A 24,986-nucleotide genomic window follows, 5' to 3' on the forward strand; every position below is an offset into this window, starting at 1 on the left:
ATGCCTTAGAGCTTGGAAGCGACGAGCTTGGTCAGATCGACCAGGCGGTTGGAGTAGCCCCACTCGTTGTCGTACCAGGAAACAACCTTGACCTGGTTGCCCATGACCTTGGTCAGGCCCGAGTCGAAGATCGAGGAGGAGGGGTCGCCGACGATGTCCGAGGAAACGATCGGATCTTCGGTGTACGTCAGGTAACCGGCCAGCTTGCCTTCGGCTGCGGCAGCCTTGTAGGCAGCGTTGACTTCTTCAACGGTAACCTCACGGCTCACAGTTGCTGTCAAATCCGTTGCGGAGCCTGTGGGGACGGGTACACGGATGGCGTAACCATCGAGCTTGCCCTTGAGCTCGGGCAGAACCAGGCCAATAGCCTTGGCAGCACCCGTGGAGGTCGGAACCATGTTGATGGCTGCGGCGCGTGCGCGGCGCAGATCGCCGTGGGGGCCGTCCTGCAGGTTCTGATCGGCAGTGTAGGCGTGGATGGTGGTCATGAGGCCACGCTCCAAACCGAAGGTGTCGTTCAGGACCTTGGCCAGCGGGCCCAGGCAGTTGGTGGTGCATGATGCGTTGGAAATGATGTTGTGCGCAGCCGGGTCGTACAGCTCGTCGTTGACACCCATGACAATGGTGATGTCTTCATCCGAGGCCGGTGCGGAGATGAGGACCTTCTTGGCGCCTGCATCAATGTGCTTCTGTGCGCCAGCAGCCTTGGTGAAGAAGCCGGTGGACTCGATGACAATGTCAACACCCAGCTTGCCCCAGGGGAGGTTTGCGGGATCGCGCTCAGCGAAGACCTGGATGGTCTTGCCGTCAACAACCAGGTGGCCGTCTTCAACTGCAACGCTGACGGACAAACGGCCGGCAACGGAGTCGTACTTGAGCAGGTGCGCCAGGGTTTCGGGGCTGGTCAAATCATTGATGGCAACGATTTCAATGTCTGCACCCTGAGCCAAAGCCGCGCGGAAGTAGTTGCGACCAATGCGGCCGAACCCGTTAATACCAATACGAGTAGTCACTGTTATTTCTCTCCTTCGGTGCTCTATTGAACACACGTAGCTAGGCTGAAGGTCACCTTCAGCCATTGTTTCCCGCACGCCGTTGGGCAGAGATTTTTTACTGATGCACACGTCAAAGTGCGCACCGTGATCTATATTACGTTCTATAGTGCCCGCCCCGTTAATCTTACGGGACGGGCGTCCATATATTGGGCATGTCCGCGGTCCGCTGAACCGGCTGACACTAACCCGGGTGAAGCAGCTTACGGCAGGATCAAGCCTGTCGCGTTCTTGCGGGCAGCCTCAAAGCGCTTGGCCACATCGGCCCAGTTCACAATGTTCCAGAAAGCCTTGACGTAGTCAGCCTTAACGTTGACGTAGTCCAGGTAGAAGGCGTGCTCCCACATGTCCAACATCAGCAGCGGAGTGGTGGCAACAGGGACGTTACCCTGCTGATCGAAGAGCTGCTCGATGATGATGTTGCCACCGAGGCCTTCGAAGGACAGCAGCGCCCAGCCGGAACCCTGGATACCCATGGCGGCTGCGGTGAAGTGTGCGCGGAACGCATCGAAGGAGCCGAAGGCGTCGTCGATGGCTGCTGCCAACTCCCCTTCGGGCTTGTCGCCACCCTCGGGTGAGAGGTTGTTCCAGAAGATCGAGTGGTTGGTGTGACCACCGAGGTTGAACGCCAAGTCCTTGGAGTATTTGGCTACGTTGGCGAAGTTGTTGCTTTCGCGTGCTTCGGCGAGCTGCTCGAGGGCGGTGTTCGCACCGGCCACGTAGGCTGCGTGGTGCTTGCTGTGGTGCAGTTCCATGATGCGGGCGGAAATATTGGGTTCCAGAGCAGCGTAGTCATAGCTGAGTTCCGGAAGTGTGTACTTAGTCACGGTTCCTCCATTGCGATTCTTCTGATTTTTTGCCGTTGAAAAACTATCGGCAAGGCAAAGCCGCCCACATTGGGCCGCACTTCACCTCTACTCTTCCATACTAAAGCTTTTAGCCATCGAGCATGTCGAAGGTGACGTTGGACTCAGTGCCGGGGATACCTAAATCCTTCGCCTTTTTATCCGCCATGGCCAGCAAACGGCGGATGCGTCCGGCGATCGCGTCCTTGGTCAGCGGCGGATCGGCCAGGCGTCCCAGCTCATCCAAGCTGGCCTGTTTGTGGGCCACACGCAGTTCACCGGCATACTTCAGGTGATCGGGGACGTCGTCGCCCAAGATTTCCAAGGCACGCTCGACCCGGGCTCCTGCGGCAACGGCAGCCTGAGCCGAACGGCGAAGGTTGGCGTCATCAAAGTTGGCCAGTCGGTTTGCCGTGGCACGCACTTCTTTGCGCATGCGCCGTTCCTCCCATACGAGGAAGGTGTCATGGGCGCCCATGCGCACCAGCAAAGCACCGATGGTGTCGCCGTCGCGAATGACGACGCGATCAATGCCGCGGACGTCGCGCGCCTTAGCCGCAATGTCCAGTCTGCGGGCGGCACCCACGAGAGCCAAGGCTGCTTCCGGGCCGGGGCAGGTGATCTCCAAAGACGAGGACCGGCCAGGCTCCGTCAGCGAACCGTGGGCTAGGAAGGCGCCTCGCCAAACAGCCTCGGCATCGGCTGTGGAGCCATTGACGACGGCGGACGGCAGCCCGCGTACGGGCCGTCCCCTACCGTCGAGGAGACCACTTTGACGAGCCAGCGCCTCGCCGTCGCGCACCACGCGCACCACATAACGGCTACCGCGGCGCAATCCCCCACCGGAGACGACGACAATCTCGCTTTGGTGCCCGTACATTTCGGCAATGGCCTGACGCAGGCGCCGAGCGGTTGCTGCCGTGTCCACTTCAGCCTCAATGACGATCTTGCCGGCGATGATGTGCAGGCCTCCGGCAAATCGGAGCAACGCCGAGACTTCAGCCTTACGTACCGATGACTTTTTTACGTCAAGCCGTGACAATTCCTCTTTGACCGCAGCGGTTAGCGCCATGGTTCACCTCCACTGTTCACGTTCATTTTTGACCACCAAAGACATCCCGGTAGGCCGCTGCCAATCGCAACGGGTCATGGACCGCATCGCCTGCCGAGCTTCCCACCTTACCGAACACAACCTCCGCACCAATCATTGCCGCCGCTTCCTTGAACTCGGCAGCATCGCCAATAGAGTTTGGATCAGCGAGCACCACATCTACGGTGAATTCTGGGGCATAACGGGAGATGACGCGCAGATGATCAGCCGCATTCATCCCGGTTGCTTCCAGGTCGTTGATGTCAAGGTTCATCGTGATCAGCCGTCTAGCCTTGGTAGTACAGAGGGCCTCACGCATTTCGGGCAGGAGCAGGTGCGGCAGCACGGAGGTGTACCAGGACCCTGGGCCCAGGACCACCCAGTCGGCGCTGTGAATCGCGTCGACGGCTTCACGGCAGGCCGGAGCGTTCTCCGGCAGTAGCCGTACGTTCTCCACCTCACCGGCTTTGGCGAGGTGAGACTGCCCGCGGATGATGGTCCCGGGCGTGCCATTCATCCGCACTTGGCCTTCAATGGTGAGCGGGACACTGGCCATGGGTAGCACTTCACCGCGCGCACCCAGCAGTGCTCCGGCCCAGCGCAGTCCGGCCACGGGGTCGCCCAGTAATTCCCACAGGGTGACAATGAGCAGGTTTCCCAGCGCATGATTATCGAGGGAGCCCTTTGCCCCATCACGGGAAGTGAAACGGTGCTGCATGACATCACGCCACGTGCGCCCCCAGTCGGTGTCATCGCACAGGGCAGACAGAGCCATGCGTAGATCACCCGGCGGAAGGACACCCAACTCTTCGCGCAGACGGCCGGAGGAGCCGCCGTCGTCCGCTACAGTCACCACAGCCGTGACATTTCCGGTCACCAAACGCAGGGCGGAGAGCGATGCAGCCAGGCCATGACCGCCGCCCAAGGCAGCGACCTTGACGCCAGAATCTGGTGCGGGCAGCTTGTTGGCGGATGGAATGATCGGCAAGATCCCCGTGTACACCACTATTCCCGGCCCAGATCGCGGTGACGGATGCTGGTGGTGACGCGTGGCAGCTGGCTGAGGCGTTTGGCGAGCTCAATCGCGACGGCCACCGAGCGGTGTTTGCCGCCGGTGCAACCCACGGCAATGGTGGCGTAGTGCTTGTTCTCGCGGCGGTAACCGTCAAAAACCGGCTCCAGCATGTGCACATACCTGTCCACGAAATCGTTGGCCCCATTGTCATTGAGGACAAAGTTACTCACGACCTCGTCCTCGCCGGTGAAGGGACGTAGCTGCGGAATCCAGTGCGGGTTGGGGATGAACCGGACGTCGGCAACATAGTTCGCATCGACAGGCAGACCGTATTTGAAACCGAAGCTCATGATGGTCAGGCTCAGGACCACGGGGCCAGATTCGGAGAACAGCTCCGTCACGGCGGTGCCCAGCTGGTGCACGTTCATGACGGAGGTGTCCAGGATCATCTCAGCCTGATCCTTCATCTCGGCCAGCAGCACGCGTTCGGCGGCAATGCCGTCGGTGATGCGGCCGTCTTTCTGCAAGGGATGCGGGCGCCGGCCCTGCTCGAAGCGCCGCACCAGGGTGTCGTCGCTGGCGTCAAGGAAGAGGACCCGGTAGGAGACTCCCGCTGCGGACAGCGCGTTGAGCGATTCACGGATGTCGGCAAAGAGTGCCTTGCCGCGCACATCGACCACAACGGCCAGCTTGGGCAGTGCCGCGGGCATGCGGGATACAAGTTCAGCCAGTGCGGCAAGCATTTGCGGAGGTAAGTTTTCAATGACGAACCAGCCGTGGTCTTCGAGAGCATTGGCGGCGGTACTGCGCCCGGCACCGGACATGCCAGTGACCACGAGAAGCTCGGATTCAACGGGCTTGACTGAAGTCAGCTCACCGTCAAGGGCGGCAGTCGGTTCTTGCTGTTGGGTCATTGATCTTCCCTGTCGGTAGTTGTCGTGCACATAAATCATGCAGCAGCTGCTGAGCTAAGCCTACTGGGCGCGGGGCCCGAATTTTGGCGGAGCCACATTTGGGAGCCCAGGAGGCTCTACTGGGCGCGGGACCCGAATTTTGGCGGAGCCACATTTGGGAGCCCAGGAGGCGCTACTGGGCGCGGTTATCAATTCGTGAGGATGATTGGCCCGTCCTCGGTGATGGCGATGGTGTGCTCACTGTGCGCGGAGCGGGCGCCCGTTGCGCTACGAAGTGTCCAGCCATCTGCATCGGTGATCAGCTCAGCGGTATCCGCCATAACCCACGGTTCAATGGCCAACAGTAAGCCGGGGCGGAGCTTGTAGCCGCGTCCGGGCTGGCCGACGTTGGAGATGTGCGGTTCTTGATGCATCGTTGTGCCGATGCCATGCCCGCCGAAGTCGGTGTTGATGGGGAATCCGCCGGCGGAAAGTACAGATCCAATGGCATGAGAGATATCGCCAATCTGTGAGCCTGGGTTGGCGGCCGCGATCCCAGCCTCAAGGGCACGTTGAGTTGTCTCGATCATTAGAGAGTCCGCCAGCGAGGCAGCTGCTCCAACAATGAAACTCACGGCGGCATCGGCTGCAATCCCCCCGAGAATCGCAGCGAGGTCGAGGGTGAGCAGATCCCCGTCTTTGAGAGCGTAATCGTGAGGCATACCGTGCAGCACAGCATCGTTGACCGATGTGCAAATGTAGTGACCGAAAGGCCCGTCGCCAAACGATGGATCATAATCTACGTAGCAAGAGATGGCACCGGCATCAGCAATCATGTCGGCTGCCCATTGATCGATTTCAAGTAGATTTGTGCCAACTTTGACCCGGTCCTGCAGAGTCCTCAGGACCGAGCCGATGAATTTTCCGCTCTCCTTGGCTCGCGACAAGTCAGCTGGCCCGAATATTTCAATCATGCGCTTATCCTCCCAGAAACCAATAACAATACCGGTAAGACTATACCGGCACTATCAACTATCATTGGAACTATGGTCAGACTCCCACTCACTCCTGCCGAGATCGAACGAGGGCAAAACCTAGGCGTCCTGCTGCGTCGAGCGCGAACAGATCGTTCCATGCTTGATGTGGCCCTAGCCGCGGGTATCTCACCGGAGACCCTGCGGAAAATTGAAACTGGGCGGGTAGCCACTCCCGCCTTCTCGACGATTGCGGCGATTGCGACGGTCTTGGGACTTTCGCTCGATGACGTTTGGGCCACTATCAACCCTCAAGCCTCAGCGGCTACCTATCAGGACACAGCAGATCAGCTGACTGAGCGCTTGGCGTCCTAAGGCTCCTGGCTGACACCCTTAGGAGTTGTCCTGCGCATGATGAGTCCATCAGGCTGGTGGCCAGCACTAACCATGTTGCCCAGCCGGATGCAAAAAACTTGTCGGCGAGGCCTACGGTTGGCGAATTCGCCTTGGCGACTACCGAGTTCTGTACGAAATTTTTGACGACGTTCTCGTCGTGACTGTGGTCCGCGTTGGACACCGGCGCGATTCCTACAGGTAGTCCTACAGATAACGGTCCGCTTCGAGGACTCCACACCATAGAGTCCCCGGGCTAAGTTCCCTATAACGGGCCCAGCCGGGTACTAGTCCAGAATTTCACCCGTGGTCATATTGACCGCTGGCGTCTGGGGCTGTTTTTGCTCCTGGGTATTCAAGGTGTCGTAGATGGCTTGGGCGAGGACGGGTCCAATGCCCTTGGCCTCCCCCAACTCTTCCAGAGTCGCAGCCCGGACCTTCTTCAGGGAACCAAAATGGGCCAGCAAGGATTTCTGCTTGGCAGCGCCCATCCCCGGAACCGTGTCCAGCACCGAAGCGGTCATGGCCTTGCCGCGCTTGGCACGGTGGAAGGTGATGGCGAAACGGTGGGCCTCGTCGCGGATGCGCTGGAGCAGGTACAGCCCTTCCGAGGACCGCGGGAGGATCACCGGGAAATCACTATCTGGGACCCAGACTTCTTCGAGCCTCTTTGCCAGCCCGACGACGGCCACATCCGTAATACCCAAATCTGCCAATGCGCGTGAGGCTGCGTTGACCTGCGGAATGCCTCCATCCACCACCACCAAGTTGGGCGGGTAGGCGAACTTGGACTTTGGCGTCTCAACCAGCACCTCTCCACCCTCTGCAGTCAGAGCTGGAACCGGTTCAGAGCCAAGTTCACCGCTGGCGCCAACACTCTGGGCACGCAGCTCCTTCTCGGCCAGGTAGTTGCGGAAGCGGCGCGTGATCACGTCATACATGGAAGCGGTGTCATCGATGGCGGCGTCGCCCGTGATGGCAAATTTACGGTACTCGCTCTTCTTGGCCAGCCCGTCTTCAACCACCACCATGGAGGCCACCACATTGGTGCCCTGGACGTGGGAGATGTCGTAACACTCGATGCGCAGCAACGGCATCGGCAAATCGAGCGCTTCCTGCAGCTCCTGCAGAGCCAGCGAACGGGTGGTCAGATCGCCCGCACGGCGTGACTTGTGCAGAATCATGGCCTGCCGCGCATTGGCCTGGACGGTGTCCATCAGGGCGGCCTTTTCACCGCGTTGGGGCACCTTGATGGAAACCTTGCCCTCACGCAACGTCCCCAACCACACTGACAATTCTTCATGGTTGGTGGGCAGCTCAGGCACCAGGATATTGCGCGGGATGGAGTCCTGCTCGGAGTCTTCACTGCCGTACACCTGCTGCATGAGGTGTTCCCAAAGCTCGGCGTCGGTGGCATCTTCGACCTTCTCCACAATCCAGCCACGCTGTCCGCGGATGCGCCCACCACGGACGTAGAAGACCTGCACCGCGGCTTCGAGGTCATCCTGTTCGACGGCGAAGATGTCCGCGTTGGTGTCTTCGGTCAGCACCACGGCATTGCGCTCAAAGACCTTTTTCAGGGCAATGATGTCATCACGCAACCGGGCAGCCTGCTCGTAGTCGAGTTCAGCCACGGCGGCGGCCATCTTCTTCTCCAGCGTGCTGATGAAGCGTTTGGCCTCTCCGCCCATGAAGTCGCAGAAATCCTGCGCTAGCTCCTTGTGGTCCTCGACGCTGATGCGGCCCACACAGGGAGCGGCACACTTGTCGATGTAACCGAGCAGGCAGGGGCGCCCGCTGCGTTCCGCGCGGCGCAGTACGCCTACGCTGCAACTGCGCACAGGGAACACGCGCAGCAGGGTGTCCATGGTTTCGCGAATGGCACCGGCGGTGTACGGCCCAAAATATCGGGTGCCCTTGCGCCGCTCACCGCGCATGACCTGCACCCTCGGGAACTTCTCACTCATGGAGACAGCCAGATACGGATACGTTTTATCGTCCCTGAACGCCAGGTTGTAGCGCGGCGTGAATTCCTTGATCCACGTATATTCCAGTTGCAGGGCTTCAAGCTCACTGCCCACGATGGTCCACTGCACGCTCGCGGCGTGGTGGACCATGGCGTGGGTTTTGGGCAGCAGGGTGGCCGGATTGGCGAAGTAGGAATTCAGGCGTGAGCGGAGGTTCTTGGCCTTGCCCACATAGATGATGCGCCCGTGCTCATCACGGAACCGGTAGACGCCTGGATCTGTAGGAATTTCGCCCGGCTTCGGCCGGTAAGTTGAGGGATCTGCCATGGCTATTCGATGACGGGGCTCTGGTTGTATTTGCTGCTGCGTTCCTGACCGCTGAGCTCGCCGATGGCGTCCATGATGGTGTCCGTGACCAGACGGCGCGCTGGCAGCGAATGGTCCGGCCCGGTCTTGTCGAAGTACAACGGTTTGCCAAAGCGCAGAGTGAACCGGGCAGGGCGGAAGCCTTTGCTCCCTGCTGGCTGCAGCTTTTCGGTGCCGATGATACCCACGGGAACCACGGGAGCGCCGGTTGTCAGCGCCAGCCAACCCACACCTGTGCGGCCACGGTACAAAATGCCGTCGCGGGAACGGGTGCCTTCGGGGTAAATACCTACGCCTTCATTGCGGCCCAGAATCTCCAGCAGCGTCTTGAGTGCCTGCACGCTAGCTGCCTGTTCGCCACGTTCCACGGGAATGGAATTCACGGACTCGAAGAACGTTTTCATGAGCTTGCCTTTCACACCCTTCCCCGTGAAATATTCCGCCTTCGCGAAGAAGGACACGGGGCGCGGCGTGAGCGCCTGAACAATCACCGAATCGAAGAACGACAGGTGGTTGGGCGCCACAATGAACGGCCCGTCAGTGGGCACATTCTCCAGCCCCTCCACGGTAGGACGACACACGGCCGCAATGGTGCCGCGCGTCAGCACCCTCGTTGCGTCATACAGCGCCATGCCCAGCCTCCCCTGTTGCTGTGTCGGCTCCCATGCCAGCTGCGGTTCCCGCAAGTACGGCAGCTAATTCGTGTGTTGAATGGACGACGGCGGTAGCTCCTGCCGCTGCCAGTTCACCGTCCCCAGCAAATCCCCAGGCGACCCCGATGCACTCAAGTCCGTTGCTCTGGGCACCGTTCACATCCTGGTACCGGTCCCCCACCATGACGGCGGTGAGCTCGGTGCCGGGCGTGGCGTCCAACGCCGCAATGGCGCAGGTGTGGGCCAGCGCGGCAGCAATAATTTCGGTCTTGCCCGGGCGGTATTCCGGATCACCCGGCTTGAGTGTTTCATCGGCGTGTGAGCCGCAAATGGTGTGGAACAAGGTATCGATGCCGTGGTGCGCCAGCAGCTTCTTGGCCAGTGGCTCGGGCTTTTGCGTTGCAACGGCGAGGTAAACGCCACTGTCCTTCAGCTCCGTCAACAACTCACGGACGCCAGGATAGACCTCAGACATTGCCATGCCCTGTTCGCCGTACCAGCCTCGGTACGCTGCGATGACGCCATCTACCTGAGCCTCGGGAACTCCGGCGATGTTGACCAGTGCGTCGGCCAATTTGGGGCCGATCATCTTGTTAAGCTCGCTTGCTTCCGGCACTGGCAGGCCCTTGACGCGCAGTGCGTATTCCACGCCGCCGGTGATGCCACCGGCTGGGTCAACGAGCGTCCCGTCGAGGTCGAAAAGAACCACCCAAGGCAGGTTGTCACGTTTTTTGCCCGCGGTCATGGCAGGAATCACTGTAGTCACGTCCACCAGTTTCTCACGAGCCAGCCCCGACCATGCCCATCCATGCACCAAGTGGCATACATGACTCGCCACAACGGAGGTCCCTAGGCAGCGTGGGTGGGCCCACGCTGCCTAGGGTCCCGAAGCGAGGTACGAGCTTTGGGAGGGCGTGGAGACTAGAGAACCTCGCGCAGGAACGTTGCCGTATGGCTCTCCTTGCTCTTGGCGAGCTTTTCCGGGGTACCGGTCGCCACCACGCGGCCACCGCCAGTACCGCCGTCGGGCCCCAGATCCACGATCCAGTCAGCACTCTTGATGACATCGAGGTTGTGCTCAATGACAATGACCGTATTGCCCTTGTCAACGAGCCCCTGCAGCACCAGCAGCAGTTTGCGAATGTCCTCGAAGTGCAGGCCCGTGGTGGGTTCATCGAGCACATAGATGCTGCGGCCATTGGAGCGCTTCTGCAGTTCTGCAGCGAGCTTGACGCGCTGCGCCTCGCCGCCGGAGAGCGTGGTGGAGGCTTGCCCCAAGCGCACGTAACCAAGTCCGACGTCGACCAGCGTGCGCAGGTGCCGGGCAATGGGGGTGAAGGCGGCGAAGAAATCGGCGCCTTCTTCGATGGGCATGTTCAGGACGTCGGCAATGGACTTGCCCTTGTAGTGCACCTCGAGGGTTTCGCGGTTGTAGCGGGCACCGTGGCAGACCTCGCAGGGCACGTAGACGTCTGGCAGGAAGTTCATTTCGATCTTCAGCGTGCCGTCACCGGTGCAAGCTTCGCAGCGTCCGCCCTTGACGTTGAAGGAGAAGCGGCCCGGCTGGTAGCCGCGCATCTTGGATTCGTTGGTCTCGGCGAAGAGCTTGCGAATGTTGTCAAAAACGCCGGTGTAGGTGGCCGGGTTGGAGCGCGGGGTGCGGCCGATGGGGCTCTGGTCGACGTGCACCACCTTGTCCAGATGTTCCAGACCGTCGATGCGCAGGTGGCGCCCGGCAACCTGCTTGGCGCCGTTGAGCTTGTTGGCCAACACCTTGTACAGGATCTCGTTGACCAGCGTTGACTTACCGGAACCACTGACGCCGGTGACGGCGGTCAGCACGCCCAAGGGGAACTTCACGTCGATGTTGAGCAAGTTGTTTTCGCGCGCACCAACCACGGCCAGTTCGCGTGCTTTGTCATACTTGCGGCGTTTGGCTGGCAGTGCGATGGACTTGCGCCCGGACAGGTAATCGCCGGTCAGGGAGCTGGTGTTCGCCAAAAGCTCCGGCAAGGAACCGGAGTGCACTACTTCGCCACCGTGCTCACCGGCACCGGGGCCAATGTCAACGATCCAGTCGGCTTCCTTGATGGTGTCCTCGTCATGTTCCACCACAATGAGTGTGTTGCCGAGGTCCCGCAGGCGGGTCAGGGTGCCAATGAGGCGGCGGTTATCGCGCTGGTGCAAACCAATGGAGGGCTCATCGAGGACGTACAGCACGCCCACCAGGCCGGAGCCGATCTGGGTGGCCAGACGGATGCGCTGTGCCTCGCCGCCGGAGAGGGTGGCTGAGGCGCGTTCCAGGTTCAGGTATTCCAAGCCAACATCGAGCAGGAACTTCAGGCGCGCCTGGATTTCCTTCAGCACTTGGCTGGCAATCTGTGCTTCGCGGCCCGTCAGCACCAGATTGGAGAGGAAGTCAAAGCAGTCGCGCATGGACAGGGCGCAGACCTCGGCAATGGACTTACCGTTGATTAGCACCGAGAGGGAGGCCGGGTTCAGCCGTGCACCACCACAGGCAGGGCACGGAATCTGTCGCATGTACTCTTCGTAGCGGTCACGGGCGGTATCGGATTCCGTCTCGCCATGCTTGCGATGAATGTACTGGATGGCACCTTCAAAACCGGTGCTGTATTTACGTTCGCGGCCAAAGCGGTTCTTGTACTGCACCACCACCTTGTGATCCTTGCCGTACAGGACAGCGGTGCGCGAATCCGTGTCCAACTTATTCCACGGGGTGTCCATCTTGAAGTCCAGCTCCGTGGCCAGACCCTCAAGCAGCCGGTTCCAGTATTCGGTGGTGGCGGTGCCCAGCGACCATGGCGCAATGGCGCCTTCACGCAGCGACAGGAACGGGTTGGGAACTACCAGCTCCTCATCCACTTCCAGCTTGGTACCAATACCGCTACACGCACTGCAGGCGCCGAAGGGGTTGTTGAAGGAGAACGAGCGCGGCTCAATCTCATCAATGGCGAGTGGGTGTTCGTTGGGGCAGGCCAAGTTCTCGGAGAAGGAACGGATGCGCCCATCATCGCCGGGCTCAAGGTCCACGAGTTCTGCCAGCACGCGGCCATCGGCCAGGCCCAGCGCGGTTTCCACGGAGTCGGTGAGACGCTGTTGGATGCCGTCCTTGACCACCAACCTGTCCACCACCACCTCGATGGTGTGTTTAAACGTCTTTTTCAGCTTGGGCGGATCACTGAGCTGAACTTGCTCACCATCCACCTTGGCACGGGAGTAGCCCTTGGCCGTGAGCTCCTTGAACAACTCAACGAACTCACCCTTGCGGTCACGCACCACGGGAGCCAGGACCTGGAAACGGGTGCCTTCAGGCATTTCCAGCAGCTGGTCCACAATTTGCTGTGGCGTCTGCTTGGCGATGGGCTCACCACAGACGGGGCAATGCGCCGTACCCACACGAGCCCAGAGCAGACGCATGTAATCGTAAATCTCGGTGATGGTGCCCACCGTGGAACGCGGGTTCTTCGACGTCGACTTTTGATCGATGGAGACAGCCGGGGACAGGCCCTCAATGAAGTCAACATCCGGCTTATCCACTTGCCCCAGGAACTGCCGGGCATAGGCGGAGAGAGATTCCACGTAGCGGCGCTGACCTTCGGCAAAAATGGTGTCGAAGGCGAGGGAGGACTTGCCTGAGCCGGATAGTCCTGTGAAGACGATCATGGAGTCGCGGGGCAGGTCAAGGTCAACGTTGCGCAGATTATTTTCCCGGGCACCCTTGACAATCAGGCGCGACAGATCCGGGCGGGTGTCATTCACAGGTGTTGCTGGCTGGGCCATTATTTCCTTCGCATAGCAGTCCGCGGCAAAGCCGCTCCACGTGGCGAGTGTCCGCCACGCAAGGGTGTTTCTACATCAGTATAATCGAAAGTTCGTTCGAATGAAGGCTTGAATGAGTGCTTTCCAAGGCACTGGAATCAGCTGCCCACATTAGCCGCTGGTGCGTTCCAGAGCGGCGGAGACTATGCGCAGGGCCTGAGCCCGTGGCATCCCCAATTCACGCACGACGGCGGCATAGGAGTCCGCGGCCTCGGCCACCTGGGCGGCAATTTTGTCCCCGCCGGAGGCAATCGCTGTGCCGCTGCGTCCGGCCGTGATCACAATGCCTGCCTGCTCCAATTCCCGGTAGGCCCGGGCTACAGTGTTGGCCGCGACCCCTAAATCTGTGGCTAGGGCACGAACCGAGGGCAGTTTGGTGCCCACGGCCAGTTCGCCCGAAGAAGCCAAATCCAGAATCCGCAGCCGGACCTGTTCAAACGGGGGCACCGTCGATTCCAAGTCCAATCGCCACCGGCGCATCAATACATCCATGGAGTTCATGCCTGGCTCACCTCTTCCACCATTGGATCGCCAAATTGGCTCATATAGAGATGGTAATAGAAACCTCTGTGAGCGAGCAGCACGTCATGACTGCCCTGTTCAATAATGCGACCACTGTCCATCACCAGTATGAGGTCAGCATCGCGAATAGTGGAGAGTCTGTGAGCAATAACAAAGCTGGTCCGGTTCGCTCGGAGCTTATTCATGGCCTGGCGGATCATCACCTCGGTGCGGGTATCCACACTGCTGGTTGCCTCATCCAAGATCAGAATGCCCGGGTTGGCGATCCAGGCCCTGGCAATCGTCATGAGCTGACGCTGCCCCTCACTCAGCCCGCCGCCGTCGTCCGTAAGGACGGTGTCATAACCATCCGGGAGCGAACGGACAAAGTGATCCACATGTGTGGCCACGGCGGCTTCGACAATCTCCTCCTCGGTGGCGCCCAGCTTGCCGTAAGCCAGGTTCTCCCTGATCGTGCCGCCAAAAAGCCACGCATCCTGAAGCACCATGCCGAACTGGCTGCGGAGGTCATCGCGGCTGAGGTGGGCGGTGTTGACGCCATCCACCGTGATCGTCCCGGAATTAATCTCATAGAAGCGCATGAGGAGGTTGACCAAGGTGGTCTTGCCAGCACCGGTGGGGCCCACAATAGCCACGGTCTCCCCCGGCTCGGCCACGAGGGAAAGGTCCTTGATGAGCGGCTCCCCCGGCGTGTAGCCGAAGTTCACGTGGTCGAACCCCACGCGGCCCTTCGGCTGAGCGAGCCTTGCGGCCGGGATGTGATCGGGCGTCTGTTCTGTGGCATCGAGCAGTTCAAAGACTCGTTCGGCAGAGGCGACACCTGATTGGAGCAAGTTGATCATGCTGGCAATCTGAGCCATGGGCTGGCTGAATTGGCGCGAGTACTGGATGAACGCCTGGACGCTACCAATCGTTAGAACACCCTGGGCCACCTGAATACCGCCGAGCACCGCCACCACCACGTAGTTGAGGTTGGAGATGAAGTTGGTACTGGGCATGATGATGCCTGAAATGAACTGAGCCTTGGCACTTGATTCATAGAGGGAATCGTTCGAAACCCGGAACTTCTCAATAGCTTGCTTCTGCTGCCCAAAGGCCTTGACGATCTCATGGCCCGTGAACATTTCCTCCACATGGCCGTTGAGGTCTCCGGTGCTCTTCCACTGAGCTGCGAACTGCACCTGCGAGCGCTTGGCGATCATGATGGTGATGACGGCGATGATGGGTACCGTCACGAGCGAGATGCCTGCCAGTAGGGGCGAGATGGAGAACATCATTCCGAGCACGCCGCATACCGTCAGGACGGCGATGAGGATCTGTGTGAGTGTCTGGTTCAGGGTTTGGGAGAAGTTGTCAATGTCATTGGTGACGCGTGAGAGAACATCGCCGCGGGATTCCTGTTGGAAGTGCGCCATGGGCAGGCGGTCCAGCTTTGCCTCAATGTCGCGGCGCAGTCTGTACATGGCTCGCTGGACTATGCCCGTGGTGACAAAGCCCTGACCCCAGTTGAAGAAGAAGGCAGCTATGTACAGGCTCAAGACAATCATGAGCACCTGGCCCAGGGCGCCTAGATCCATGCCTTGGCCGGGCACCACGTTCATGGCGTTGAGCATGTCCGCCAGCTGGCCCTGCCCCTTGGCGTGCAGCTCGGCCACGGCTTGGGCTTTGGTGGTACCGGCCGGGAACTGGCCGAGCATCTTGCCCACCACGCCGTCGAAGATGATGTCGGTGGCGTTGCCGAGGATCTTGGGCGCTACTACGGACAGGCCAACCGAGATAGCTGCCATGATCACCACGAGAGTGATGCGGATCTTGTCCGGGGCCATAAGACCCAGGATTCGTTTCAGACTGGGACCAAAGGCCATGGCCTTTTGGGGTGGACCGCCGCCGCGGCCGCCGCGCATCATGCTCATGAGAGGCCTCCGTCACGGGTGGTGGTGGGGTTGGTTTCCGTGCTGCTGGTGCTGTCCATGGCCGGAGCCTCTAAGTCATCGTCTGCTCCTAGCTGCGAGTTGACGATTTCCTGATACGTGGGGCAGCTGTCGAGCAACTGCTCATGGGTGCCTTGGCCTACTAACACCCCTTCGTCTAGGACCAGGATGTTATCTGCGTCCCTGATGGTGCCTACCCGTTGGGCTACAACCAGAACTGCCGCGTCGCGGGTGACCAGTTTCAGTGCTGCCCGGAGTTTGGCATCCGTTGCATAGTCCAGAGCCGAGAAGCTGTCATCAAAAAGGTACACAGAGGGTCCGGCGGCAATGGCTCGGGCAATACAGAGCCGTTGGCGCTGTCCACCGGAGACGTTGGAGCCTCCCTGCTCTATAGGGGCCTCTAAGCCTTCAGGCATGTCCCGGACAAAGTTCGCAGCCTGTGCTGTCTCCAATGCTTGCCACAGTTGATCATCCGTAGCGTCTGGGTTTCCCATGCGAATATTGCTCGCTACCGTACCCGTGAACAAGTAAGCCTTCTGCGGTACGAGCCCAATAGAGCTGCGCAGCGCTTGCAAGGTCACGTCCTTGATGTTGTGTCCGCCCAACTGGATGCCACCCTCGGTGGCATCCAAGAGTCTTGGTATGAGGTTCACCAATGTGGACTTGCCGCTACCGGTGGAGCCAATGATCGCCGTCGTGCTTCCCGGGGAGGCGGTGAAGCTGACTCCGGAGAGGACTGGGGCCTGGGCTCCGGGGTAGGTGAAGGTGGCGTTCGTGACGTTGAGGCGGCCATCGAGGCGGGTGACATGCACGGCGTCGGGGCCATCGACCACGCTGGCTTCGGTGTTCAGGACTTCGGTGATGCGTTCTGCGCTGACGGCCGCGCGCGGGATCATCATGAACATGAACATGGCCATCATGACGGACATGAGGATTTGCATGATGTAACTCAGGAATGCGGTGAGGGCGCCAATCTGCATGTCACCAGCGTCAATGCGTTGCCCGCCAAACCACAGCACACCCACACTGGTTACGTTGACCACGAAGAAGATGGTGGGGAACATGAGCGACATCAGCCGCCCTGCCCGTAACTGGGAGGCGGTGAGTGCGCCGTTGGCCGTGGCGAATCTTTCCGCTTCGTAGTCGCGGCGGCCAAACGCGCGGATGACGCTGATACCGGTGATCTGTTCGCGCAGCACCCCGTTGATGTCATCGAGTTGGCGCTGGACTTTACGGAAGGTGGGGACCAGCACGCGAACGATCAAGCCGATGGCGATGAGCAGCACAGGCAGGATCACCAGTAACAGGCCCGAGAGGGGAACATCCTGGGCCATGGCCAGCACAATCCCGCCAATGCACATGATGGGTGCCATGACCATCATGGTGAAGGACATCAGTGTCAGCATCTGCACCTGCTGGACGTCATTGGTGGTGCGGGTGATCAGGGACGGTGCGCCAATGATGCCCACCTCTTGGGAGGAAAACGTCTCCACTTTGTCAAAAAGGTCGCGGCGGATTTGCCGTCCTACGCCCATGGCAAGCCTGGCGCTCAGATACGTGGCCGCGATGGCACACATCACCTGACCCGCAGTAATGAGCAGCATCCACAGACCCAGATTCAAGATGACGTCGATCTGACCCTTGACCACACCGTCGTCAATGATGTCGGCATTGAGGGTGGGCAAATACAAGGTGGCGAGGGTAGAGAGGAATTGCAGCACCACAATCGCGATCAATGACGCCTTATGCGGCGCCAGATTGCGGGCAATCAGTTGAAACAGCACCTATCCTCCTGATGATGGTCTCGGCGAGCGTGTTCTTGGTCCAGCTATCAAGCTACTCCTAGCGGCTTGCGAATGTCAGTCATCTATCCCGTGAGTTTGCCGTGGCCTGGGGCGTCTTGTGGGCGGGGTGCCCGGGCACGGGCGCAAGCGAGTGCCAGCGGGTGCCAGAACGCTCGCCGGACAGTTTTGGGCGCTCGCCACCCATCGAGCCGTCACATCACGCCGCTTTGAGGTGATCTAAGCGGCATTATGTGACTGTTCGATGGTCCGTGGTGCGGGGATCGGTCTAACTCGACGCACTACCGGGCTTCGTTGCCCGCAATGTGGCGCCGCTACCGGCCTGTGGGTGCTGTTGCCGTACACTTCTGACCCCTTCCGGCCCGAAAACGTACAGGAGGTGCACACTCGAAAGTGGATCGGGGCTGTTTCTCCCGAACTGGACCGGCTAGGGAGGCTCCAGACGCAAAAGGGACGGCGCTCGCGGGATCGGACGGCCCTATAAGACCATCCCATCCCGCAAGCGCCGTCCTTTTTCGCGCCAACATTCCACTGATCGGTAGCCCGGCAGCCGGACACCGAAAGGGCGTAATACCTTAGGCGACGACCTGCCGCTTCGAGGAAATCACGCCGGTGTCGAATCCTGCCAGGTGCAAACCACCGTGGAAGCGGGCGTGTTCAATCTTCACGCAGCGGTCCATGACCACTTCCATTCCAGCAGCCTCAGCCTTGGCCGCAACTTCCTCATGCCAGGAGCCCAACTGAAGCCACAGGCTCTTTGCCCCAACGGCAATGGCTTCATCCAGAACGGTGGGCAGATCATCATGGCGGCGGAATACATCCACCATGTCCGGGACTTCCGGCAGATCAGCCAATGACTTGTACACCGGCTGGCCCAGGATTTCCGTAGCTACCGGGTTCACGAAGTAGACGCGGTAGCTGCTGGAAGAGAGCAGATACGTCGCCACGAAGTAGCTGGCCCGTGACGGCTTATCCGAGGCTCCCACAATGGCGATCGACCGAGTCTTGCGCAGAATGGCCAGGCGTTCGGGAGCTGAGGGGCCAACCCATGAACGTTCGGGAGTACTCGTGGTGCTCATGCGTTTGCTCCGATCGTGCAGGACGCCGCGGCTTCGTCAGTGGCAGCAGCGGCATCTGTGGCAGCAGCACGACTGGCAATGAACTCCTGCGCTATGGACAGCGCCTGATCAAGGTCCCACAGGATATCTGCGAGATCTTCCAGACCAACGGAAATGCGGATCAAGTCCTCGGGGACTCCGGCTGCCTCAAGCTGATCTGCCGTGAGCTGCTGGTGAGTGGTGGAACCCGGGTGCAACACCAAGGTGCGTGAGTCACCAATGTTGGCCAAGTGGCTGGCCAGCTGGAGGGAGTCGATGAACTTCTTCCCGGCGGCACGTCCTCCGCGCACACCGAAAGCGAACACGGAGCCAACACCCTTGGGCAGGTAATGCTGTCCACGCTCAAAGTGCGGGTGACTGGGCAGTCCGGCGAACTGAACCCAAGAGACCCGCTCATCGGCTTCAAGCCAGGCTGCCACAGCGGCAGCGTTGCGCAGGTGCTCATCCATGCGCTGCGGCAGCGTCTCCACTCCCTGCAGCAATTGGAAGGCTGACTGTGCCGAGAGCGCCGGACCAATGTCGCGCAACTGCTCGGAGCGCAGCTTCGTCAAGAAGCCGTACTCGCCAAAGTTGCCCCACCAAGACACGTTGCCGTAGGAGGCTACGGGCTCGGTCATGGAAGGGAACTTGCCGTTGCCCCAGTTGAAACGACCGGACTCGACCACAACGCCGCCCAAGGTGGTGCCGTGTCCGCCCAGGAACTTGGTGGCCGAGTGGATCACGATGTCGGCGCCGAATTCAATGGGCCGGATCAGGTACGGGGTGCTCAAGGTGGCATCAACCACCAGCGGTACCCCGGCCGCGTGAGCCACCGCAGCCAGTCCCTGCAGATCGGCAATGTCACCGGAGGGGTTGGCGACGATCTCCGTGTACACAGCCTTCGTGTTTTCCTTGATCGCGGCAGCAAAATCGGCCGGATCATTGGAATCGATGAAGGTGGTGTCCACTCCGAAGCGGCGCAACGTCACATCGAGCTGGGTGATGGTTCCGCCATAGAGCTTTGAGGAGGCCACAATGTGATCCCCCGCCCCTGCCAGCGCCGCAAAGGTGACAAATTCCGCTGCCATGCCCGACGACGTCGCAACAGCACCGATGCCACCTTCCAGAGAAGCAAGGCGCTCCTCAAAGGCTGCCACGGTGGGGTTACCAATACGTGAGTAAATGTTGCCGTACTTTTGCAGCGCAAAGAGGTTGGCGGCGTCGTCGGTGTCCTTGAACACGAACGAGGTGGTCTGGTAGATGGGCACCGCACGGGCGCCGTGCTCAGAATCGGGCGTGCCGCCGGCGTGCAGGGCGCGGGTGCGGAAGCCGAAGGAATGCTCGGTCATTAGACGCTCACCTTGTCAAAGTTGGTGATGGGCAGCAGGGAGGTGTCCAGCTCGGTGCCGTGCTTGCGGGCCAGATCGGCTTCCAGTTCGCGCACAATGGGCATGACGTCCCGGCCGAACGCTGCCGTTTCTTCCTGGAAGTGCAGGTAGGCAGTCAGCATCAAGTTCACGCCGCGCTTCTTGTATTCCACGATGCGGGTGGCGATCTGCTCGGGGGTGCCGATCAGTTCGGTCTTGAAACCGTCGTTGTACTGGATCAGATCCTCGTAGGAGGAATCTGCCCACATGCCCTTGCCGTCCTTGGTGGAGGCGCCGGCCTCCTTCACAGCGGCCGCGAAACCTTCGACGGCGGGGCGGTGCGCCTTGGCGACGATCTCGCGCAGGGTCTCGCGGGCTTCCTTCTCGGTGTCGCGGGCAATGACGAAGCCGTTGAGGCCAAAGCGCGGCTTACGTCCCGCCTGCGCAGCTGCGGCCAAAACGCCGTTCACGTTTTCGCTGTAGCCCTCCAGGGTGCGGCCGTTGGAGAAGTACCAGTCAGCAGTGCGGCCAGCCGCGGCCTGGGCGGCGGTGGAGTTGCCGCCGAAGAAGATCTCCGGGTGGGGGCGGCCGGGCACGTCAACAGGTGCCGGGTTGAGCGTGAAGTTATTGATGTTGTAGTACTTGCCGGCCTGGGAGTATTCCCTCTCCGTCCAGAGTCCACGCAGCACTCGGATGAACTCTTCGGTGCGGACGTAACGTTCGTCGTGCTCCAGCCAATCGAGACCAAAGTTCACGAACTCGTCCTTGAGCCAGCCGGAGACAATGTTCACGGCAGCGCGACCGTTGGAGAGGTGATCGGCGGTGATGATGAACTTGGCCAACACACCGGGGTGCCACATGCCCGGATGGACGGCGGCGATGACCTTCAGGCGCTCCGTCGCACCGAGCAAAGCGAGCGAGAAGCTCGTGGCCTCGTGCTGCTGATCGGCGCCGTAGGAGGCCGCGTAACGGGTCTGCGTCAGAGCATATTCGAAGCCGCTATTCTCGGCGATTTGGGCCAGCTTCTTGTTGTACTCGAAGCTCCAATCCGTGCGCTGTTCGATGGTGCTCACCACGAGGCCACCGGAAACGTTGGGGACCCAATAGGCAAATTTGAGCGGGGTGGCGAGGTCTGCAATGTTAACTGGTGCAATGCTCATGAGTGATCCTTCTTTTTGTACTGGGTAACGGACGCAATAATTCCGGCCATTGATTCTTCGTTTTGCAGCGAGGTGGTATCGCCCAGAGGCGACCCCTCAAACATTTGGGTTAGCAACCGTCGCATGATTTTTCCTGAACGAGTCTTAGGAACATCGGGAACAACGACGACGGCGCTTGGCTTGGCGATGGGCCCAATCTTGTGTGCCACGTGGGCACGCAGCTGGTCCTGGACTTCCGCGGCGGAGTGCATTTCGCTGTCTGCTAGGACGACGAAAGCCACCACCGCGTGGCCGGTCAGCGCATCAGCCACCGGGGTGACACCGGCCTCGATGACGTTGGGGTGGGTGACCAGTGCCGATTCAATTTCGATCGTGGAGAGTCTGTGCCCGGAGATGTTGATGACGTCATCGATGCGGCCAAGGATCCAGATATGACCGTCGGCGTCATACCGGGCGCCATCGCCTGCCAGGAAGTAGCCCTGCTTGGCGAACTTGCGCCAGTAGGAATCCAGGTAGCGCTGCGGGTTTCCCCACACGGTCCGGGCCATGGCCGGGCCAATTCCGTCAACCACAATCAGACCTTGGACATCGCGCTCAACGTCAGTTCCGGCGTCGTCCACAATACGTACGCTCACACCCGGCATGGCACGGGAGGCGCAGCCTGGCTTGAACTCGGTATCACCAGGACGCGGCGAAAGGATCGTGGCGCCAGTTTCGGACTGCCACCAGGTGTCCACCATGGGCAGAGTGCCGCCGCCAAGTTCATCGCGGAGCCAGTTCCAGGCCTGCGGATTGACGGCTTCACCGACGGTTCCGAGCAGGCGCAGGGAAGAGAGATCGTGGTGGGCCGGGACGCCGTCGGGGAACCAGCCCATGAGCGAACGGACCAGCGTGGGTGCGGTGTAGTAGCTGGTGACACCGTAGCGTTCGATGATGTCAAAGTGGCGGCCCGGGTGCGGGGTATTCGGGGTGCCTTCGAAAATGACCTGTGTGACGCCATTGGCGAGCGGGCCGTAAATTTCGTAGGTGTGTGCCGTGACCCAGGCAAGATCTGCGGTGCACCAGTGCACATCCGCTTCACGCAAGGCAGGATCAGGGTTGCTGAAGAGCAGTTCGTGGCTGTACGCGGCCTGGGCCAGGTAGCCGCCGGTGGTATGAACCAAGCCCTTGGGCTGGCCCGTGGTGCCGGAGGTGTACATGATGAACAGCGGTGTTTCGGCGTCAAAGTATTCGGCCGTGTGTTCCGTGCTGGCTTGTCCAACTGCGTCATGCCACCAAATGTCTCTGCCTTCGGTCCACTCAATCTCGGACCCTGTGCGGCGAACCACCAGGACGTGTTCGATCGAGTTCTCCCCGGCCACTGCGGCATCCGCGTTGGCTTTGACGGGAACAGCCTTGCCTCGACGGAACTGACCGTCGGTAGTGACGAGCAGCTTGGCTCCGGTGTCTTCAACACGGAACTGCAGTGCTTCGGCGGAGAAGCCACCAAAGACGAGCGAGTGAACGGCGCCGATTCGCGCCACGGCCAAGGTGATGATGACAGTTTCGGCGATGACGGGAAGGTAGATGACTACGCGGTCACCCTTGCCAATGCCGAGGGCCTCCAGCACATTAGCTGCCTGGCATACCTGATCTTGGAGCTCCTTGTACGTAATGGCCCGCCGGTCCCCCGGTTCACCCTCGCAAAATAGCGCCACTTTGTTGCCGTTGCCAGCATCCACGTGCCTGTCCACGCAGTTGACGGCTGCGTTGAGTTTGCCACCGGAAAACCACTCGATGCGCGGAACCTGCAGCTCCCCGCTCATAGCGTTCATGGCGGGCTCAAAACTGTGGTCGGTGTGCCAAGGCTCGGCCCAATCAAGCCGCTTGGCTTGCTCAACCCAGAAGTCCACCCTGCCGGCTTCTTCGGCCGTACGCGAGGTCACGGTGGTGGGGGCAAAACTAGTGGTACTCATCAAACCTCCATCAAGGCCGCCGTGTACAGGCGCATAGTGCGGCATCCTTGGCCCAGATCTCTTGGCCGCAAGAAATATTTCTTCATAACTAGACCCCACAAATGCGTTACATGCCAAATTTTCATGTCATAAAGGGTCACTATGTGGAACTTATGAAGTATTGGGAAACATTTGTCCTTGACGAATCGTCCAATAGTTCACGACAGTGATACTTTTTCACTTATGACAGCAGCCGCAGTCCACGCCGACTTTGGCCGCACTAAAGGAGAGTCCATGTCGCAGTCAACCGTTTTCGCCGAGCCCAAACAGGTCACCCATCCCGGTTTCCCTGAAATGCTCAGCGCCGACGATTTCAAAGCTGCGTTCCGGAACCATCCCGCAGGCGTTGCCGTAATTACGGCGGACATCGGCGAGGGGCCTGTTGGGCTGACGGCAACCTCAGTCATCTCGGTTTCAGCCAACCCGCCGCTTGTGGTCTTTTCCTTATCCTCAGCGTCGTCCTCGACGCCCACGGTCAAGCAGGCCGAGACGGTAGTCATTCACCTATTGGGTGCGGATCAGATCTCTCTGGCCAAGAATTTTGCAACGAGCGGCATCGACCGCTTCGCTGACACCTCGATTTGGTCGCGCCTGATCACCGGGGAACCTGTACTACCCTCGGCTAATGCGTGGATGCGTGGACGGATTGTCAACCAGATGGACGCCGGCGATTCCACGGTTGTGGCCGTACAGATTCTGCAGGTGAACCTGCCTGGTGAATCCGGCCGCACAGCAGAACAGGCACGTCCGCTGGTCTACCACGATCGCACCTGGCACTCCCTGAGCGAAACCTCAGTAGTCAAGTAGCTCCGGCCCTAATGTTGGCCGCAGCCTTAACAGAATTCCCGAAGAGTTCACAGTAGAGATCATGAGTATTAAGACTGACGTGGTTGTTATTGGTGCTGGCGCCATGGGCTCAGCAGCAGCATTGGCCGTTGCCCGCAGCGGAAAATCCGTCGCCGTGTTGGAGCAGTTCCCGGAGGGGCACAGCCTCGGGGCTTCCCATGGGACCACCCGCAACTTCAACACTGCTTACCAGCAGCCGGAGTATCTTCGGCTGGTCAGCGAAGCGCGCCTGCTGTGGGATGAGCTCGCTGAAGAAACCGGCGTGCAGCTACTGGACCTGGTGGGACTTGTCAACCATGGCCATGAAGTAGCACTAGAAAACACCCGGCAAGCACAGCAGGAAGCTGGCATCAGCAGCTCATTCCTGTCACCGCAAGCGGCCATGGAGCGTTGGGCAGGCATGCGCTTTCGTAGCAGAGTCCTCTACGTACCGGAGGCTGGCAGGATCCGGGCAGCGAATGCTCTCACCGCCCTGAAATCTGCCGCTCAAAACCGAGAAGCGCAGTTCCTGTACAAAACCACCGTGCGGAATCTCGCAGTGCTCGGCGACGACCTCGTAGCGGTGTCTACCGACAGCGCTGAATACCGAACCACCCGCGTCATTGTGACCGCTGGCGCATGGACCCAAAAGTTAATCGGCGGAATAGTCCAACTCCCGCGGCTTGTGGTGACGCAGGAGCAACCAGCGCATTTCCAGACTGTCAGCGACGGGCTCGAATGGCCCAGTTTCAACCACAACCCCGAGCCCGGAGTCCCGGAAGATGACTTTTGGTACAGCCCTATTTACGGGATGCTAACTCCGGGCGAAGGTATCAAGGTCGGTTGGCACGGCGTGGGTCCCGTGGTTGATCCGGACGCCCGGGACTTCACCGCCGAGACGCGCCAAATGGATGCTCTCCTACGCTATGTGCGGGAGTGGTTCCCCGGTTTGGATGCCGAACGATTCGACCCCATCAGCTGCACTTACACCTCTACCGAATCAGGCGACTTTATTCTTGACCGGTTCGGCCCCGTTGTGGTCGGCGCGGGATTCTCCGGTCACGGTTTCAAGTTCACGCCTGCCATCGGCCGCATTCTGGCCGATCTTGCTGACGGCATCGCCGCCCCAAAGTTGTTCCAGGCCCCGCACAGAAGTTGAGCGCGAAGACGCCGAGGTTGGTGCAGCCACCTAACGCCGCC

The 24,986-nt window shown here is 60.2% G+C and carries 21 protein-coding genes; 4 read left to right on the forward strand and 17 right to left on the reverse strand.

What is annotated here, in order from left to right:
* Positions 1 to 5 precede the first annotated feature (5 nt).
* The 6 genes from gap to map form a co-directional block, all read right to left on the reverse strand.
* The gene (gene gap / locus AB0P14_RS06790) at positions 6 to 1,013 is read right to left on the reverse strand and encodes a type I glyceraldehyde-3-phosphate dehydrogenase (protein WP_363839523.1); all 1,008 of its coding nucleotides are present in this window, start codon (positions 1,011 to 1,013) and stop codon (positions 6 to 8) included.
* 242 nt (positions 1,014 to 1,255) lie between these two features.
* Positions 1,256 to 1,879 (reverse strand): superoxide dismutase, encoded by a 624-nt coding sequence (locus AB0P14_RS06795; protein ID WP_363839526.1) that lies wholly within the window; start codon positions 1,877 to 1,879, stop codon positions 1,256 to 1,258.
* A gap of 109 nt (positions 1,880 to 1,988) precedes the next feature.
* Positions 1,989 to 2,969: a DNA-binding protein WhiA gene (gene whiA / locus AB0P14_RS06800; RefSeq protein WP_363839529.1), complete on the reverse strand. Its 981-nt coding sequence runs from the start codon at positions 2,967 to 2,969 to the stop codon at positions 1,989 to 1,991.
* Positions 2,970 to 2,991: 22 nt separating this feature from the next.
* Entirely contained in the window at positions 2,992 to 3,996 is a 1,005-nt protein-coding gene (gene yvcK / locus AB0P14_RS06805; RefSeq protein ID WP_363840400.1) for a uridine diphosphate-N-acetylglucosamine-binding protein YvcK, read from the reverse strand.
* The gene (gene rapZ / locus AB0P14_RS06810) at positions 3,993 to 4,916 is read right to left on the reverse strand and encodes an RNase adapter RapZ (protein WP_363839533.1); all 924 of its coding nucleotides are present in this window, start codon (positions 4,914 to 4,916) and stop codon (positions 3,993 to 3,995) included. Before rapZ ends, yvcK begins: the two co-directional genes overlap by 4 nt.
* A 188-nt stretch (positions 4,917 to 5,104) precedes the next feature.
* Positions 5,105 to 5,869: a type I methionyl aminopeptidase gene (gene map / locus AB0P14_RS06815; protein ID WP_363839536.1), complete on the reverse strand. Its 765-nt coding sequence runs from the start codon at positions 5,867 to 5,869 to the stop codon at positions 5,105 to 5,107.
* A gap of 72 nt (positions 5,870 to 5,941) precedes the next feature.
* Between map and AB0P14_RS06820 the strand changes: the two genes are divergently transcribed.
* Both AB0P14_RS06820 and AB0P14_RS06825 read left to right on the forward strand, forming a co-directional pair.
* The gene (locus AB0P14_RS06820; RefSeq protein WP_363839539.1) at positions 5,942 to 6,244 is read left to right on the forward strand and encodes a helix-turn-helix transcriptional regulator; all 303 of its coding nucleotides are present in this window, start codon (positions 5,942 to 5,944) and stop codon (positions 6,242 to 6,244) included.
* Positions 6,245 to 6,368: 124 nt separating this feature from the next.
* Positions 6,369 to 6,467, forward strand: a complete 99-nt coding sequence (locus tag AB0P14_RS06825) for a type II toxin-antitoxin system RelE/ParE family toxin (RefSeq protein WP_363840403.1) — start codon at positions 6,369 to 6,371, stop codon at positions 6,465 to 6,467.
* Positions 6,468 to 6,549: 82 nt separating this feature from the next.
* On the opposite strand, the gene uvrC is transcribed toward AB0P14_RS06825, so the two are convergent.
* From uvrC to acs, 11 genes are all read right to left on the reverse strand, one after another.
* Positions 6,550 to 8,556, reverse strand: a complete 2,007-nt coding sequence (gene uvrC / locus AB0P14_RS06830; protein ID WP_363839542.1) for an excinuclease ABC subunit UvrC — start codon at positions 8,554 to 8,556, stop codon at positions 6,550 to 6,552.
* A 2-nt stretch (positions 8,557 to 8,558) separates the two neighbouring features.
* Entirely contained in the window at positions 8,559 to 9,227 is a 669-nt protein-coding gene (locus AB0P14_RS06835) for a lysophospholipid acyltransferase family protein (RefSeq protein ID WP_363839545.1), read from the reverse strand.
* On the reverse strand, positions 9,214 to 10,014 hold the full coding sequence (locus AB0P14_RS06840) for an HAD hydrolase-like protein (RefSeq protein WP_363839548.1): 801 nt from the start codon (positions 10,012 to 10,014) through the stop codon (positions 9,214 to 9,216). Before AB0P14_RS06840 ends, AB0P14_RS06835 begins: the two co-directional genes overlap by 14 nt.
* 155 nt (positions 10,015 to 10,169) lie before the next feature.
* Positions 10,170 to 13,049, reverse strand: coding sequence for an excinuclease ABC subunit UvrA (gene uvrA / locus AB0P14_RS06845; protein ID WP_363839551.1), 2,880 nt, complete (start codon positions 13,047 to 13,049; stop codon positions 10,170 to 10,172).
* Positions 13,050 to 13,199: 150 nt separating this feature from the next.
* On the reverse strand, positions 13,200 to 13,589 hold the full coding sequence (locus AB0P14_RS06850) for a GntR family transcriptional regulator (protein ID WP_363839554.1): 390 nt from the start codon (positions 13,587 to 13,589) through the stop codon (positions 13,200 to 13,202).
* Positions 13,586 to 15,523: an ABC transporter ATP-binding protein gene (locus tag AB0P14_RS06855; protein WP_363839557.1), complete on the reverse strand. Its 1,938-nt coding sequence runs from the start codon at positions 15,521 to 15,523 to the stop codon at positions 13,586 to 13,588. The genes AB0P14_RS06850 and AB0P14_RS06855 overlap by 4 nt, the downstream gene beginning before the upstream one ends.
* On the reverse strand, positions 15,520 to 17,325 hold the full coding sequence (locus tag AB0P14_RS06860; RefSeq protein WP_363839560.1) for an ABC transporter ATP-binding protein: 1,806 nt from the start codon (positions 17,323 to 17,325) through the stop codon (positions 15,520 to 15,522). Before AB0P14_RS06860 ends, AB0P14_RS06855 begins: the two co-directional genes overlap by 4 nt.
* A gap of 593 nt (positions 17,326 to 17,918) precedes the next feature.
* Positions 17,919 to 18,422: a CoA-binding protein gene (locus tag AB0P14_RS06865; RefSeq protein ID WP_363839563.1), complete on the reverse strand. Its 504-nt coding sequence runs from the start codon at positions 18,420 to 18,422 to the stop codon at positions 17,919 to 17,921.
* The gene (locus AB0P14_RS06870; protein ID WP_363839566.1) at positions 18,419 to 19,789 is read right to left on the reverse strand and encodes an O-acetylhomoserine aminocarboxypropyltransferase/cysteine synthase family protein; all 1,371 of its coding nucleotides are present in this window, start codon (positions 19,787 to 19,789) and stop codon (positions 18,419 to 18,421) included. The genes AB0P14_RS06865 and AB0P14_RS06870 overlap by 4 nt, the downstream gene beginning before the upstream one ends.
* Positions 19,789 to 20,967 (reverse strand): dimethylsulfone monooxygenase SfnG, encoded by a 1,179-nt coding sequence (gene sfnG / locus AB0P14_RS06875; RefSeq protein ID WP_363839569.1) that lies wholly within the window; start codon positions 20,965 to 20,967, stop codon positions 19,789 to 19,791. Before sfnG ends, AB0P14_RS06870 begins: the two co-directional genes overlap by 1 nt.
* Complete coding sequence (gene acs, locus AB0P14_RS06880) at positions 20,964 to 22,922, reverse strand: acetate--CoA ligase (protein WP_363839572.1); 1,959 nt, start codon at positions 22,920 to 22,922, stop codon at positions 20,964 to 20,966. The genes sfnG and acs overlap by 4 nt, the downstream gene beginning before the upstream one ends.
* Positions 22,923 to 23,195: 273 nt before the next feature.
* Here acs and AB0P14_RS06885 point away from each other — a divergent pair, with 273 nt between their 5' ends.
* Positions 23,196 to 23,768: a flavin reductase family protein gene (locus AB0P14_RS06885; protein ID WP_363839575.1), complete on the forward strand. Its 573-nt coding sequence runs from the start codon at positions 23,196 to 23,198 to the stop codon at positions 23,766 to 23,768.
* Between the two features lie 61 nt (positions 23,769 to 23,829).
* Positions 23,830 to 24,945, forward strand: coding sequence for an FAD-dependent oxidoreductase (locus tag AB0P14_RS06890; RefSeq protein ID WP_363839577.1), 1,116 nt, complete (start codon positions 23,830 to 23,832; stop codon positions 24,943 to 24,945).
* Positions 24,946 to 24,986: the final 41 nt, after the last annotated feature.

It is taken from the genome of Specibacter sp. NPDC078709, from assembly GCF_040686795.1.
GTDB lineage: Bacteria > Actinomycetota > Actinomycetes > Actinomycetales > Micrococcaceae > Specibacter.